The sequence below is a fragment of the Mucilaginibacter antarcticus genome (assembly GCF_042686155.1).
GTDB lineage: Bacteria > Bacteroidota > Bacteroidia > Sphingobacteriales > Sphingobacteriaceae > Mucilaginibacter > Mucilaginibacter antarcticus.
In genome coordinates, this window is record NZ_JBHUON010000001.1 from 259527 (window position 1) to 273394 (window position 13868).

The following is a 13868-nucleotide window of genomic DNA, read 5'->3' on the forward strand; positions in this document are numbered from 1 at the left end:
ACTATTTGTAGTTTTGTGTATATGAGCGATTCTGATAGTCAATTACAACAAAAACCCGATCCGTTTTTAGCTTTACGGTATAAACAATTCCGCTCATACCTGGGCATTCGCTTTTTCTTCACCTTTGCTTATCAAATGCAAACCACGGTGTTGGGCTTTTATGTATACCAGACAACACATAGTAAGGTGGCGCTGGCTTTTGTCGGTTTGGCAGAGGCTATCCCTGCCATAACTATAGCGCTTTACGGGGGCTATATTGCCGATAAATACGAAAAACGCAAGATGCTTCTATTAGTGTATGCCGGGGCCATCTTTGCCGCTATAATGATGTTTACCGTTACGCTGGATAGCATGCGGGCATACATCGGCGCGCATTGGATACTGCCGGTTTTATATGCCATGATATTTTGCAACGGCGTCGTTCGTGCGTTTTATGGTCCGGCCGCTTTTACCATCTATGCCCATAGTGTACCGCGCGAGGTGTACCCTAATGCCAGCACCTGGAGCAGCTCAACCTGGCAAGCCGCATCTATTTTAGGGCCTATGACCGCCGGCTTTGCTTATGCCTTTGCAGGCCATATTATCCCCGGCACTAGTGGTATAACAGCTACCTTTGGCATTGTGCTCCTATTTCTGCTGATAGCGCTAACACTTGTATACCGTTTACCCATGTTTCCGCCTGTATTTGTACCTAAAGAAAACATTTGGAAAAGCCTTTCAGAAGGGATCAATTTCGTTTTTAAAAATAAGATCATGCTATATGCCATGAGCCTGGATCTATTTTCGGTGCTATTTGGCGGCGTTGTTGCCCTGTTACCTGTATTTGCCCTGGATATATTAAGAGTAGGCGCAGAAGGCCTCGGACTGATGCGTATGGCCGCATCCTTAGGCGCTGCTATTACTATGGTTATCATGATCCGCTTTTCACCTATGGGTCGCCCGTGGCGCAATTTACTGATCGCGGTGGCTGGTTTTGGTTTAGCTATTATTGGGTTTGGTTTATCGCAAAGCTTTTACCTTACACTTTTCTTTCTATTTGCACAGGGCGCCTTTGATAGCGTAAGTGTCATCATTCGGGGTACTTTAATGCAATTACTTACGCCTGATCATATGCGTGGCCGGGTATCGGCAGTTAATTCTATGTTCCTGAGTTCGTCTAACGAAATCGGCGATTTTGAATCGGGTATGGCAGCTAAGTTTTTGGGCACGGTACCAGCTGTTTTGTTTGGCGGCAGCATGACCTTGCTGATAGTCGGCGTTACTTATATTAAAAGCAGCAGGTTAATTCCACTATCCTTAAATCAAATAACCGGGCCAGAAGTTAAAGAAGAAGTTACAGCATAACAAGCAAGAAGCAAATCGGCTGCCAACCGTTGTGAGTTTAGTACAGTTAGTCTTCTACCTCAACAGTAAATTTCTCGCCTATTTGCTGTCTCCACATGGCGTAGTACAGGCCTTTTTGATCTAACAGGTCACTATGCTTGCCGGCTTCAATAATTCGGCCTTTCTCCAGCACGTAAATCCTGTCGGCGTGCATTATGGTTGATAAGCGGTGCGCTATTAGTATGGTGATATGATTATTAAACTCTGATACATCTTTAATGGTTTCAGTGATCTCTTCCTCGGTTAATGAGTCTAAAGATGATGTTGCCTCATCAAATACCAACAAATCAGGCCTACGCAGTAAAGCACGTGCGATAGACAGCCGCTGCTTTTCGCCACCTGAAACCTTTACACCACCCTCGCCAATTGCGGTATCCAATCCATTGCTGGCACGGCCCATCAGGGTTTGACAGGCGGCACGCTGCAGCACATCCAAACATTCCTCATCCGTAGCATCCGGGCGCACAAATAACAAGTTCTCGCGGATAGTGCCCGAAAACAATTGCGTATCCTGGGTTACAAAACCAATCTTTTCGCGCAGTTGATCCAAGTCTATTTCTTTACTGGCAATGCCGTTGTAAGCGATGTCACCTCCTAAAGGCTGATACAAGCCAACCAATAATTTTACCAGAGTAGTTTTACCTGAGCCGGAAGGGCCAACAAATGCGATGGTTTCGCCGGTATTAGTTTCAAAGCTAATATGGTTCAGCGCGTTACGATTTGCTGTAAGGTGCTTAAAGGTAACATCATTAAAAGTTAACTTGGCGATCTTTTCAACCAGTACAGGTTTTTCTGGCTTTTTGTCTATCGGCGTGTTCAAAATAGATTCAAAGTTGGCAAGTGAAATCTGCGCCTCGCGCCATGATTGCACTACGTTACCAATTTCCTGCAAAGGGTTAAACAAGAAAAACGAATAGAACAAAAATTGTATGTAATTACCGGTAGTTAGCGTGTGCTTAAATATGAGCATCAGCAACACAACGATCATGGCACTGCGCACAAGGTTTACTACTGTGCCTTGAATAAAGCTCATACTCCGTACAAACTTCACTTTCTTTAATTCAAGATCAAGAATTTTGTAGGTGGTTTTATTGAGCCGTTCTATTTCTTGTTTAGCAAGTCCTAAGCTTTTTACCAGCTCAATATTTCGTAACGATTCGGTAGTTGAGCCGGCCAAAGCCGTGGTTTCTTTAACAATGGCCCCTTGAATTTTTTTTATCCGGCGGCTTAGCAGCGTACTTACTATCGCAATAATAGGCATCGAGGCAAAATATACGAGCGTAACCTGGTAGTTTATTTTAAGCGAGTAAATGATAACGAACCCAATACCCACCACACTCACAAACAACACGCTGATAAAAGATGTGATGAATTTTTCGCAATCGATCCTAACTTTTTGTAAAATACCCAGCGTTTCGCCGCTACGCTGATCTTCAAATACCTGGTAAGGCAGTTCAAGCGAATGACGCAAACCATCGCTATACATCTGAGCGCCGGTTTTAAGTACAATAATATTTGTAAAGTAATCTTGAAAGTTTTTAGCTATGCGCGATATCATAGCGGCGCCTATAGCCAAACCGATGAGTACCAGCGCCCCATGCAACCGATATTCGTAGGTGTAAAGAGCGCTATCTTTAGGAAGGATATAATTATCGAGTAATTTACCGGTGATAAGCGGATCAAGTAATGAAAAACCAATATTGATGCCAGCTAATAATAAGGCCAGAACAACTGTCCAACGATGATTTTTTAAATAGGATAAGAGTATTTTCATATAACAGGATCAAAAATAAAAAAAGGGAATGGCTATTAAGCTCATCCCCTCTAATTTGACAATCAGGTTAATATTAAACCGTCATGATATCTTTTTCTTTAGCTTCGGTAAGCTGGTCAACTTTAATGATATAAGCATCTGTCAATTTTTGGACTTCGGCTTCGCCGACTTTCATTTCGTCCTCTGATACACCTTCAGTTTTTAGCTTGCGGATCTTCTCGTTAGCGTCTTTACGCACGTTACGGATAGCAATTTTGCCATGTTCGGCTTCGCCTTTGGCTTTCTTTACCAAATCGCGGCGGCGTTCTTCTGTTAAAGGCGGCACGTTAATGCGAATAATCACACCATCATTTTGCGGGTTAACCCCAAGGTTAGCCTCCATAATGGCTTTCTCGATAGCGGTTAACAATGATTTTTCCCATGGTTGTACCACAATAGTACGGGCGTCGGGTGTATTTACCGTACCAACCTGGCTTAACGGGGTTGATGTACCGTAGTAATCAACATATATATCGTCAAGCATTGAAGGACTGGCCTTACCTGCACGTATTTTATTCAGCTCATTATCTGCGTGGTCAATTGCACGGTCCATTGCAGCCTTAGCGTCGGTAACTTGTTTTTTAATGAGTTCGCTCATTGTAATATGATTTTTGACAAAAATAGTAAAATCTGTGAAATAGGTTAAGCAAATATAATATACCTGCCCATATTGCCGGTATAAACTAAAAAAGACGCAAAATGTTGCGTCTTGTATTTTTCCTGTCAGCCAGTTACCATTGCAAAACCGCGGAAATTAAATGCTCCTGGTAAAAAAGATATTGGTTAGCTATGCGGCAGTATAAATCAGTCATGATGCTGCGACGTCAATTTCTCTACCGGATAACCCATAGCCTTGCATTTGGCAACTAATCCATCATATAGCTTTTTATCAAGGGCCGGCTTGCGACTCATGATGAATAAAAACTTATGCTCGGGGTGCCCCACTACCACATACGAGTAATCTTTCGCCAGGTCAATCACCCAATAATCAACCTTAAAGGGCCAAATAAACTGAGCTTTCATTTCGGCATTGTTTTGCTTGGCGTCCGGGAAGAGCTTTGATTTATAGGTGTGCACCTCGTTGTCATCTTTTTTAGCGGTGGTTATCACGCTAAAGTAACCATAGGTATTAAGGGTATAGGTAGTGGTGGTTTCGCGGGTGCCTTTATCAAACGCTGTGGGGATGGAAGATAAAGAGTACCATTTACCCGCAAAGCGGCTCACGTCAACTTTATCAACGGGCTTATTAGGGATTGCAGCAAATGTTGTAAAAACAGAAAGCGATATTAAACAAAAAATCTTCATAACAGTAGGCGTATGTTCTAGATACGCACCTAACTGTTATGAAGATTTTATATAACGGACTTTGGTAATCCTGTGGGTTGTAGGATAGAAAAACTAATCTACAACCTTTAATCACTAACTTATTTCACCAACGTCCCGATAGGCTCGCCCTGGGCAATTTTCATAAAATTGCCTTCTTTGTTCATATCAAATACTATGATAGGCAGCTTGTTTTCCTGGCAAAGGGTAATGGCGGTCATGTCCATTACATTTAAGCCTTTGTCGTAAACTTCCTGGAAAGATATCTCGTCAAAGCGGGTAGCAGTTGGGTCCTTCTCCGGGTCGGCGGTGTAAATACCGTCCACTCGGGTACCTTTTAATACCACGTCGGCTTGTATTTCTATAGCGCGTAAAGACGCTGCAGTATCAGTTGTAAAGTACGGGTTACCTGTACCGGCACCAAAAATTACTATTTTACCGCACTCTAAATGGTGCATAGCACGGCGGCGGATATAAGGCTCGCAAATCTGTTCCATTTTAATGGCCGATTGTAAACGGGTTTCTACGCCAACGGTTTCTAAAGCGTTTTGCAGGGCCATGCAGTTAATTACTGTTGCCAGCATGCCCATATAATCCGCCTGCGCACGGTCCATACCCGATTTTTCGGCACTCAGTCCTCTAAAAATATTACCACCGCCAACAACAATAGCTATCTCAATGCCTTGCTCATGAACACTTTTTATATCCTGCGCATATTGCAATACCTGCTTGTTGTCAATACCGTATTGCTTGTCGCCCATTAGGGACTCGCCGCTAAGTTTTAGTAATAATCTTTTGTATTTCATGAATGATGTGGATTTATCAAAAATATGCAATTAAAGCTATTGTTTAAATTTTATGTTGTTTTTATTAGGCCCTTGTGTATTACATGGCTAAGCGCAAACTCACTGTTAAAGGAAATCATGTCGGCCGCAAAGCCTTGGACAATTTTTCCTTTTTCAGTAGCGCCAATCAGTTCTGCCGGATATAAGGAAGCCATATTTATCGCCTCGGCCAGCTCAATACCAACATGCCCGACACAATTTTGCACCGCCTTAAGCATGGTAAGGCATGAGCCTGACAATGTGCCGTCGGGTGTAACAAACCTGTCCGTTTTAAATTTATGTTGATAGGTGCCTTTGTCGCTTTCAACTACCGCGTCAGTAATCAGGAACAGCTTGTCCCCAAGTTCGCGCTTAGCCAGGCGAATCATCGTATAATCCACATGTACGCCATCAGCAACTATGCTGGTATAAGGGCGCGCTTCAAATATGGCGGGGATGTAGCCAGGCTCGCGGTGATGCATCGGCGGCATGGCGTTGTACAAATGTGTAACTGCCTGTACCGTTTTATTTAAGAAAGATTTACCTTCCTGATAAGTAGCGTTACTATGGCCCGATGAAAGTATAATGCCCTGCTGGGTCAGGTAAGCTAACACTTCTTGATCTTGCAGCTCCGGCGCAAGGGTAATCATTTTTATCAGTCCCTGTGCTTTTTCAACCCACGCTGTCACCTGTTTAAGCGTAGCCTTTTTAATAAGCTGAGGCGGATGGGCGCCACAGCGTTTGGGATTAAGGTAAGGGCCCTCCAGGTGCAAGCCTAATAGGTTACCTATACGTTTATCCCAATGCTGTAGGGCAGCTTCAATGCCTCGCTCAACAATGTCATCAGTATTGGTCGCAATGGTTGCCAGGAAACCTGTACAGCCTTCGGCCAATAATGCGTGCTCCATTTGGGCAAGCGCGTCAGCAGATGGGTCGCCACCAAAGAAAAAAGGTTTACCGGCTCCGTAGATTTGCAGATCGATTAAGCCGGGGGCAAGGTAATTGCCATTGAGGTTTACAAGTTGCGTGTTTGCAGGGATGTTCGTATCCGCAATAATATCAATGATCTTACCGTCTTCAATTAAAACAGCCATGCCGCTGGTAATACTACCATCAGATATTAGCCGAAGATTAAATAATGCAGTTACCATTTCCAATATTTTGCGTCCCTACAAATTTTTGGGCAAAAAAAATCCCCCGATAATTATCGGGGGATAATATAATTAAGCTCCTAAAGCTACTCGCTTAAAGGCTGTCACTGTTAAGCCTTTTTCAACAGTATCTAAAAACTGAGATACGTTTTTCGAAGAGTCTTTAACAAACTCCTGGTTTAACAGGGTTGAGTCTTTATAAAATTTGTTCAATTTGCCGGCAGCAATCTTTTCAACCATTTCTTCTGGTTTACCTTCTGCACGGATAACGTCTTTAGCAATTTCAAGCTCACGCTCAATAACTGTTGCGTCAACACCATCTTTATCAATAGCTACAGGGTTCATAGCTGCAATTTGCATAGCAACGTCTTTACCTGCCTCGTCAGCAGCAGCTGCGTTAGCACTTAAGCCAACCAATACACCTAAACGGAAGTTACCGTGGATGTAAGCAACAACTTTTTCGGCTTCAATAACTTCGTATTTAGATACGCCGATTTTCTCGCCAATTTTACCCGTTTTGTCAATGCAAGCCTCAGCTATAGTTAAACGAGAGTTTTCAACGTCGATAGACAATTGGTTCAGCTCGTCAATTGAAGCAGGGTTTTGCTCAACAGCTTCGTTAGCTATGGCGTTAGCAAAAGCTACAAAGTCGGCATTTTTAGCTACGAAATCAGTTTCGCAGTTTAACTCAATGATGATACCACGTTTGCCATCAGCTGATGAACGCGCGATAACCACACCTTCGTTAGACTCGCGGTCTTGACGGCTGGCGGCTAATTTAGCACCTTTTTTTCTTAAAAAATCAATTGCTGCTTCAAAATCACCATTGGTTTCAGTTAAAGCTTTTTTGCAATCCATCATACCGGCACCGGTTTGCTGGCGCAGTTTGTTTACATCAGCTGCAGAAATTTGTACTGTAGACATTTTGTTTATGTTTTTATGTTTTAAATAGTAAATGGCAAGTAATGAGCGGTGAGTAAACTACTCACTATTCACCACTCGCCATTCAACAATATTATTCTTCTGAACCTTCAGCCGCAGGAGCTTCGTCCTCTACAGCTGCAGTAGCTTCAACAGGAGCTTTGCGGGTTCTTTTACCTTCGACAGCTTCCGGTGCGTCAGCTTTAGCTTTAGACTGGGCTGCTTCTTTTTCAGCTTCGTCATCTTTCTCGCGTTTACGCTCGTCTAAACCTTCTTCAATAGCTTTGATAATGATACCGGTAATCAATGAAATTGATTTGGTAGCGTCATCATTAGCCGGGATAGGGAAATCGATGTTTGAAGGATCAGAGTTAGTATCAACCATTGCAAAGGTTGGGATATTTAACTTCAAAGCTTCAGATACCGCGATGTGCTCTTTTTTAACGTCAATTAAAAACAATGCAGCCGGTAAGCGATTCAAATCAGCAATACCACCTAATAAAGTTTCTAATTTGATACGCTCACGCTGTATCATCAATCTTTCTTTTTTAGAAAGGTTAGTGTAAGTACCGTCTTTAGTCAATTTATCGATGTTTGACATCTTTTTGATTGACTTACGTACAGTAGCAAAGTTGGTTAACATACCACCCAACCAACGCTCGGTGATGTATGGCATGTTTACGCCTTTAGCATAATCAGCAACGATGTCTTTTGCTTGTTTCTTTGTAGCAACAAATAAAACTTTACGTCCTGATTTTACTATTTGTTTTATAGCTGAAGCAGCTTCTTCAAGCTTAGCTAATGTTTTGTTTAGATCGATAATGTGGATACCGTTACGCTCCATGAAAATGTACTGAGACATTTTTGGATCCCATTTGCGGGTAAGGTGACCAAAGTGTACACCTGCTTCCAGTAACTCGTCATATGTTGTTCTTGCCATTGTGTTGTTCTCCTTAAAATATTAACGTTTACTGAATTGGAATCTCTTACGAGCTTTCTTACGACCTGGTTTCTTACGTTCAACCATACGGTTATCACGTGTCATTAAGCCTTTAGCGCGCAATGAAGGTTTTTTATCAGCATCGAGTTCAACAATTGCTTTAGCTATGGCTAAACGAACAGCTTGCGCCTGTCCGGTAACGCCACCACCGGCAACATTTACTTTAACGTCGTATAATCCGGTTGAGCCGGAAACCTCAGTACTCTGAGTAACGATGTATTGCAATGGCAATGTAGGGAAGTATTCTTTGTAATCTTTACCGTTAACGGTAATTGCACCGCTACCATCTGTAAGGTAGATACGTGCAACGGCTGTTTTTCTTCTGCCTGAAGTGTTAGTTGTTGGCATTTCTTTTTTCCTTAGTTTTTAATTAAATGGCTTTCGGGCTTTGAGCTTCATGTGGGTGTGTAGCACCTGCATATACATGCAAATTGCCAAACAATGCTTTGCCCAAACGATTTTTAGGTAACATACCACGCACCGCTTTTTCAATTACGCGTGTTGGATGTTTTGCCATTAACTCCTTAGGAGAAATGAAACGCTGACCACCTGGATATCCAGTGTACGAAACATAAGTTTTGTCGCTGAATTTATTACCGGTCAACTTAACCTTGTCTGCGTTGATAACTATTACATTATCACCACAGTCTACGTTTGGGGTAAATTCTGGCTTGTTTTTTCCACGAATGATCATTGCGATCTTTGTAGACAAGCGCCCCAAAATCTCGCCTTCCGCGTCAACAACAACCCATTGTTTGTTAACGGTTTTTTTGTTGGCTGAGACAGTTTTGTAACTTAACGTATTCACTTGCTTTGAATTAAATTAAATAAATATTAATAATACCCCGCTTTTTCGGGACTGCAAAGATACAGCTATTTGTTTTATTTGCAAGTGGTTTAGGTAGTTATTTGCCGATTTATTAAGCTGTAATATGCGGTTGCAGGCATAAAATACCCGATAGTGGTTAGATTAGTAGCCTGAACCAGGATTATTGGATCAGATCGTCACTAAGCTGACTTGCCAAAAACGATTGCTTTGGACAGCACCATTCAAAGCACGAGGCATCTTACTTTGCGACAACTTATACAAATTTTCTGTTACAAAAAACGCCCTCAAAATCATATGCTTTATTTTATCTTTGGCAGCATTTTAACCACCAGCCCTTTAATTTTATTTCGACCCGACAAATGAAAAAAGTAATTCTAGTAACAGGCGCATCATCAGGTATAGGTTTGGCCAGCGCAACCGCCCTGCATAATGCCGGACACACCGTTTATGGAACCACCCGTAACCTTGCCAAAAAAGTAAACGCTCCATTTAAACTGATTGAGTTAGATGTCACTAATGATGAGTCGGCAAAAGCCGCCATTGCTAAAATTATCGAGGCCGAAGGCAGAATTGATGTGCTGGTTAACAACGCCGGCAACGGGATAGCAGGCCCCGCTTATGCAATGCCCGTAGACAAAGCAAAACAACAGTTCGAGGTTAACTTTTTTGGCGTAGTGCGCATGTGCAGCGCTGTAATACCAGAGATGCTTAAAAACAATAGCGGCCTTGTAGTAAACATTAGCAGCCTGGCTGGTTTATTCGGCTTACCTTACCAAAGCATGTATGTAGCATCAAAATATGCCGTTGAAGGTTATACCGAAAGTTTGCGTATGGAACTGCGCAAAACCGGCATTAAACTAACTACCATTAATCCGGGCGACTTTAAAACCGAGTTTACCGGCAGCCGCGAGGTAATACCGTTTACAATTGACCATGCTGTGCTTAAAGCAAATTACGAAACAGCCGTAGCCAGCATAGAAAAAGATGAAAATGCGGGTGCCGACCCGATAGCAATAGGCAATCAATTGGTTAATATAGTGGGCAAACGCAGCCCCGCGCACCAGTACCTTGTAGGTGCTATTGGCCAAACCATTGCGGTTACGCTTAAAAAAGCTTTGCCGGGTGGGATATTTGAAGGCTTGATGGCTGATCATTACGGAATAAAATAAATGCCCCTCCCAGCCCCCGGCAGGGAGGACTTTCAAATGATTTCATTAACATACACAAAAAAGTCTCCCCTGCCGGGGGAGATTTAGAGGGGGCTGACAAAATGGGAAAAGACAAACTAAGGCGCTTTGCTGAGATAGAGACATTTAGCAACGTATTGCAGCTGGACGAAGGGAAGCCATATAAAGGCGAGTGGAGCAAAAGTTTTTTTAAAAATGACAATCCGGTAGTGCTGGAGCTGGCCTGCGGTAAGGGTGAATATACGGTTAACCTGGCAAAGCTCTTTCCTGAGAAAAACTTTATTGGGATAGATTATAAAGGCAACCGCATTTGGCGCGGGGCTAAAACAGCTTTAGAGGAAGGGGTAAACAACGTTGCCTTTATAAGGATGCAGATTGAGACGCTGACAGAATTTTTTGCGCCGGGTGAGGTAGACGAGATCTGGATAACCTTCCCGGACCCGCAACCACAGTTGAGTCGTGAGAAAAAAAGGCTGACTTCACCACGGTTTTTAAATATGTATGTTGAAGTTTTAAAACCCGGTGGCTGCGTTAACCTCAAAACAGACAACGACGGATTTTATGCTTATACCGCCGAAAAAGTACAGGAACTTAAACTGGTAGAACATATCAGCACCGCCGACCTTTACCATTCTGAGTATGCTGACGAAGTGTTATCCATCAAAACCTATTACGAGAAAAAATATTTACAGCATAATAAGAACATCAATTATATTAAGTTCTCGTTTCGATAATTGACCGCTGTGACCGAGTATAACTTTTTCACTAACGTATATGACGTTGCACGACAAATCCCGTCAGGCAGGGTAACATCTTATGGTGCTATCGCTAGTTATTTGGGCGCAAAGCGATCTTCGAGGGTCGTGGGCTATGCTATGCAAGTAGCTGGCTCGGTTAAACCGCCGGTGCCGGCACATAGGGTGGTTAATCGATTGGGGCAACTAACTGCAGCTACACATTTTGGCGGCAATACGATGGCGCAACTTTTAGAAAGCGAAGGTGTTACAGTGATAAAAGACCAGATCCAAGACTTTGATAAGGTATTTTTGGACCCGACGGTAGAACTGGCGTTATAAAACGACCTGTCACCCTTGTTCCCTTCAGGGGATGGAGGGGCTAAAACTCCAGCTCCAATAATACAGGGCAATGGTCAGAGTGCCTTGCCTCCGGCAATATCGCTACACGTTTAATGTTGTCTTGTAGCGCTGTACTGGCCATTACATAATCAATACGCCAGCCCAGGTTTTTGGCGCGGGCGTTGGCGCGGAAACTCCACCAGGTATAATTATGTGGTTCTTTGTTCAAATGCCTAAAAGTATCTATATAACCAGACTCAATAAAGTTTTCCATCCATTCGCGTTCCTCGGGTAAAAAGCCCGATGAGTTGGCGTTTGATTTTGGGTTATGAATATCCATGGGCTTGTGGCAAATATTGTAGTCGCCACACACTACCAGTTTAGGATGGTCAACTTTTAACAAAGTCAGATACTTACCAAATTCATCCAGAAAACGGAACTTAAACGCCTGCCTGTCTTCGCCGCTTGAGCCTGAAGGAAAGTAAACGCTCATTACAGATACCTCGTCAAAATCTACACGGATATTACGGCCCTCGCGGTCAAAATCGGCGATGCCGCAACCGTACTCTACATGATTAGGGGTACGTTTGGTTAAGATAGCCGTGCCACTATACCCTTTCTTTTCGGCCGGGAACCAGTAGTGTTTGTAACCCAAAGCGTCAACGAGGTGCAGATCGGTTAAAACCTCGGGGGTAGCTTTTATTTCCTGCAAGCAAACTACATCTGCATCAGTAGCCTGTAGCCAGGCCAGCCAATTTTTATTGATCGCAGAGCGGATCCCGTTAACATTATAGGTGATAATTTTCATTCAGATTTATTATGATTTCTTGTCCAGCCCAAGCAACTTATCCAGCGATTTGCAATCTCCCTTTTTAAGCAGCGTAACAGTCATTGCTACATTCTGTAATGGTCGGTCGCTGAGATCTTTTTTAACAGCAGCTATACGGTCAACCATATCAATACCGGTTACTACCTCCCCATACACGGTATAGCCTTGGTCTAGATGAGGTACACCGCCAACGGTTTTATAAATTTCGCGTTGCGATGCCGGTATGGCGCGGCCCTGCATGCGGCTGGCTATCAGCTTATCCAAATCTTCATCGGTAAAACGCTTGCCTTCTACAATGTAAAACTGGCAACCGCTTGATGCTTTTTCAGGGTTATTGTCACGCGCTGCGGCAAGCACTCCGCGCTTGTGGAAGATGCTGTCTTTAAACTCGGCGGGTATGGTGTATTTTACATCGCCATTGCCCAGCTCTTTGCCCGCCTTATTCTTACTGGTATCGCGCGAATCAGGATCGCCACCCTGTATCATAAAGTTTTGTATAACCCTATGAAACAGGGTACCATTATAAAAACCCTGTTTAGTTAGCTTGACAAAATTATCGCGGTGCCTGGGCGTTTCGTTGTATAGCCTAATGATGCAATCGCCGTAAGCAGTACTAATTTTTACGTACTGATTTTTAGGTGGTTTAGCAATAGCGGCTACGGTTAATAGTAAAAAAACGAGTGTAAAAAGTCTTTTCATATTATCAATTAATTTCTTCGTCAAAATAGGTAATTATTAGCGATTTTATCAGCAACTCCTGCTCCATCAAAGCATAGTTAGGTATAGTTTTTACCAGTTTCCAATGTGGCCAGCCATCTTGGTCTACACCTTCTAACTCATAAAACCCCATCAAACTAAAAAGCTTGCAGTTGGCAATATGCATTAACTCCTCTTTTTGGCGTTTGCTAAATTTGCGTGGCCCCTGCCCTAATTCCTGTACGCCTATCAAAAACAGCATCACTTTAACATCGGGCTTTTCATTGTCAAAATCTTCGGCTATCCGTGCCTGTAGTTCGCCCCATTTTTTATGTATCTCTGCCGGTTTCATAGCCACAAATATACGGTGATGTAAATGCTGTTTTCTATAAATATTATTTAGTAATGCAACAGTATTGCTTTTAATAACTATTTTTGCCTTACTTTTGCAATACGCACATTAAAGGGGCCGCCCATTTTGAAAGAAAACAAAGCAAATATTTTTTACGCCTGGCTGGTAATGTTCTGTTTTATAGCAGGGCAATACACTGTTTACAGCCATCAGCATAAAATCATTAGCAGCTGCGCGTCAAAAACACATCGCCACGCTAATCATCAAACGGGCCCCATTGTACAAGAAAAATGTTCTGCCTGCGATGCCATGCATCACTTAAATGCGGTAATAAGCCCTGATACATACATCAGTCTTAATATTGTTACAAAGCATTTTCAGCCAGTTTATAATTACACTTTTGTAAGCATTGCGCTTATATTGTCAGCCGGTCGCGGGCCGCCAGCCTTGGTTTACTGCTAAGTTATTTCTGCGTTTTACGCAT

The 13868-nt window shown here is 42.9% G+C and carries 17 protein-coding genes; 5 read left to right on the forward strand and 12 right to left on the reverse strand.

Annotated features, from left to right (window positions below):
• Positions 1-21 precede the first annotated feature (21 nt).
• Complete coding sequence (locus ACFSYC_RS01095) at positions 22-1344, forward strand: MFS transporter (protein WP_377122573.1); 1323 nt, start codon at positions 22-24, stop codon at positions 1342-1344.
• A 46-nt stretch (positions 1345-1390) separates the two neighbouring features.
• Here the strand turns inward: ACFSYC_RS01095 and ACFSYC_RS01100 are convergent, their stop codons facing one another.
• The 9 genes from ACFSYC_RS01100 to rplM form a co-directional block, all read right to left on the reverse strand.
• Positions 1391-3157, reverse strand: a complete 1767-nt coding sequence (locus ACFSYC_RS01100) for an ABC transporter ATP-binding protein (protein WP_377122576.1) — start codon at positions 3155-3157, stop codon at positions 1391-1393.
• A 73-nt stretch (positions 3158-3230) separates the two neighbouring features.
• Entirely contained in the window at positions 3231-3794 is a 564-nt protein-coding gene (frr, locus tag ACFSYC_RS01105; RefSeq protein ID WP_377122579.1) for a ribosome recycling factor, read from the reverse strand.
• 206 nt (positions 3795-4000) lie between these two features.
• Positions 4001-4501, reverse strand: coding sequence for a lipocalin family protein (locus ACFSYC_RS01110; protein ID WP_377122582.1), 501 nt, complete (start codon positions 4499-4501; stop codon positions 4001-4003).
• 119 nt (positions 4502-4620) lie between these two features.
• Positions 4621-5325, reverse strand: coding sequence for a UMP kinase (gene pyrH, locus ACFSYC_RS01115; protein WP_377122585.1), 705 nt, complete (start codon positions 5323-5325; stop codon positions 4621-4623).
• 50 nt (positions 5326-5375) lie between these two features.
• The gene (gene nagA, locus ACFSYC_RS01120; protein ID WP_377122588.1) at positions 5376-6494 is read right to left on the reverse strand and encodes an N-acetylglucosamine-6-phosphate deacetylase; all 1119 of its coding nucleotides are present in this window, start codon (positions 6492-6494) and stop codon (positions 5376-5378) included.
• Positions 6495-6566: 72 nt separating this feature from the next.
• Positions 6567-7418 carry a translation elongation factor Ts gene (gene tsf, locus ACFSYC_RS01125; protein ID WP_377122591.1) on the reverse strand — a complete coding sequence of 284 codons (852 nt, stop codon included), beginning with the start codon at positions 7416-7418 and terminating at the stop codon, positions 6567-6569.
• A 91-nt stretch (positions 7419-7509) separates the two neighbouring features.
• Positions 7510-8355 carry a 30S ribosomal protein S2 gene (gene rpsB / locus ACFSYC_RS01130; protein ID WP_377122594.1) on the reverse strand — a complete coding sequence of 282 codons (846 nt, stop codon included), beginning with the start codon at positions 8353-8355 and terminating at the stop codon, positions 7510-7512.
• Positions 8356-8376: 21 nt separating this feature from the next.
• Positions 8377-8763: a 30S ribosomal protein S9 gene (rpsI, locus tag ACFSYC_RS01135; RefSeq protein ID WP_377122597.1), complete on the reverse strand. Its 387-nt coding sequence runs from the start codon at positions 8761-8763 to the stop codon at positions 8377-8379.
• Between the two features lie 22 nt (positions 8764-8785).
• Positions 8786-9223 carry a 50S ribosomal protein L13 gene (gene rplM / locus ACFSYC_RS01140; protein ID WP_377122600.1) on the reverse strand — a complete coding sequence of 146 codons (438 nt, stop codon included), beginning with the start codon at positions 9221-9223 and terminating at the stop codon, positions 8786-8788.
• A gap of 380 nt (positions 9224-9603) precedes the next feature.
• Here rplM and ACFSYC_RS01145 point away from each other — a divergent pair, with 380 nt between their 5' ends.
• From ACFSYC_RS01145 to ACFSYC_RS01155, 3 genes are all read left to right on the forward strand, one after another.
• Positions 9604-10413 (forward strand): SDR family oxidoreductase, encoded by an 810-nt coding sequence (locus ACFSYC_RS01145; protein ID WP_377122603.1) that lies wholly within the window; start codon positions 9604-9606, stop codon positions 10411-10413.
• A gap of 101 nt (positions 10414-10514) precedes the next feature.
• Positions 10515-11165: a tRNA (guanosine(46)-N7)-methyltransferase TrmB gene (trmB, locus tag ACFSYC_RS01150; RefSeq protein ID WP_377122606.1), complete on the forward strand. Its 651-nt coding sequence runs from the start codon at positions 10515-10517 to the stop codon at positions 11163-11165.
• Between the two features lie 9 nt (positions 11166-11174).
• Positions 11175-11507, forward strand: coding sequence for an MGMT family protein (locus tag ACFSYC_RS01155; RefSeq protein WP_377122609.1), 333 nt, complete (start codon positions 11175-11177; stop codon positions 11505-11507).
• A 40-nt stretch (positions 11508-11547) separates the two neighbouring features.
• On the opposite strand, the gene ACFSYC_RS01160 is transcribed toward ACFSYC_RS01155, so the two are convergent.
• Genes ACFSYC_RS01160 through ACFSYC_RS01170 form a run of 3 tightly spaced genes read right to left on the reverse strand, consistent with a single transcriptional unit; the run spans position 11548 to position 13384 of the window.
• Positions 11548-12315, reverse strand: coding sequence for an exodeoxyribonuclease III (locus ACFSYC_RS01160; RefSeq protein WP_377122612.1), 768 nt, complete (start codon positions 12313-12315; stop codon positions 11548-11550).
• 9 nt (positions 12316-12324) lie between these two features.
• Positions 12325-13035 carry a peptidylprolyl isomerase gene (locus ACFSYC_RS01165; RefSeq protein ID WP_377122616.1) on the reverse strand — a complete coding sequence of 237 codons (711 nt, stop codon included), beginning with the start codon at positions 13033-13035 and terminating at the stop codon, positions 12325-12327.
• 4 nt (positions 13036-13039) lie between these two features.
• Positions 13040-13384: a hypothetical protein gene (locus tag ACFSYC_RS01170; protein ID WP_377122619.1), complete on the reverse strand. Its 345-nt coding sequence runs from the start codon at positions 13382-13384 to the stop codon at positions 13040-13042.
• Positions 13385-13510: 126 nt separating this feature from the next.
• Between ACFSYC_RS01170 and ACFSYC_RS01175 the strand changes: the two genes are divergently transcribed.
• Complete coding sequence (locus ACFSYC_RS01175; RefSeq protein WP_377122622.1) at positions 13511-13846, forward strand: hypothetical protein; 336 nt, start codon at positions 13511-13513, stop codon at positions 13844-13846.
• The last annotated feature ends 22 nt before the right edge of the window (positions 13847-13868 follow it).

Bases quoted from the DNA above. Each gene is read 5' to 3' on its own strand.
- ACFSYC_RS01095 (WP_377122573.1), top strand. From the start codon at position 22: ATGAGCGATTCTGATAGTCAATTACAACAAAAACCCGATCCGTTTTTA.
- ACFSYC_RS01100 (WP_377122576.1), bottom strand. From the start codon at position 3,157: ATGAAAATACTCTTATCCTATTTAAAAAATCATCGTTGGACAGTTGTT.
- frr (WP_377122579.1), bottom strand. From the start codon at position 3,794: ATGAGCGAACTCATTAAAAAACAAGTTACCGACGCTAAGGCTGCAATG.
- ACFSYC_RS01110 (WP_377122582.1), bottom strand. From the start codon at position 4,501: ATGAAGATTTTTTGTTTAATATCGCTTTCTGTTTTTACAACATTTGCT.
- pyrH (WP_377122585.1), bottom strand. From the start codon at position 5,325: ATGAAATACAAAAGATTATTACTAAAACTTAGCGGCGAGTCCCTAATG.
- nagA (WP_377122588.1), bottom strand. From the start codon at position 6,494: ATGGTAACTGCATTATTTAATCTTCGGCTAATATCTGATGGTAGTATT.
- tsf (WP_377122591.1), bottom strand. From the start codon at position 7,418: ATGTCTACAGTACAAATTTCTGCAGCTGATGTAAACAAACTGCGCCAG.
- rpsB (WP_377122594.1), bottom strand. From the start codon at position 8,355: ATGGCAAGAACAACATATGACGAGTTACTGGAAGCAGGTGTACACTTT.
- rpsI (WP_377122597.1), bottom strand. From the start codon at position 8,763: ATGCCAACAACTAACACTTCAGGCAGAAGAAAAACAGCCGTTGCACGT.
- ACFSYC_RS01145 (WP_377122603.1), top strand. From the start codon at position 9,604: ATGAAAAAAGTAATTCTAGTAACAGGCGCATCATCAGGTATAGGTTTG.
- trmB (WP_377122606.1), top strand. From the start codon at position 10,515: ATGGGAAAAGACAAACTAAGGCGCTTTGCTGAGATAGAGACATTTAGC.
- ACFSYC_RS01160 (WP_377122612.1), bottom strand. From the start codon at position 12,315: ATGAAAATTATCACCTATAATGTTAACGGGATCCGCTCTGCGATCAAT.
- ACFSYC_RS01165 (WP_377122616.1), bottom strand. From the start codon at position 13,035: ATGAAAAGACTTTTTACACTCGTTTTTTTACTATTAACCGTAGCCGCT.
- ACFSYC_RS01170 (WP_377122619.1), bottom strand. From the start codon at position 13,384: ATGAAACCGGCAGAGATACATAAAAAATGGGGCGAACTACAGGCACGG.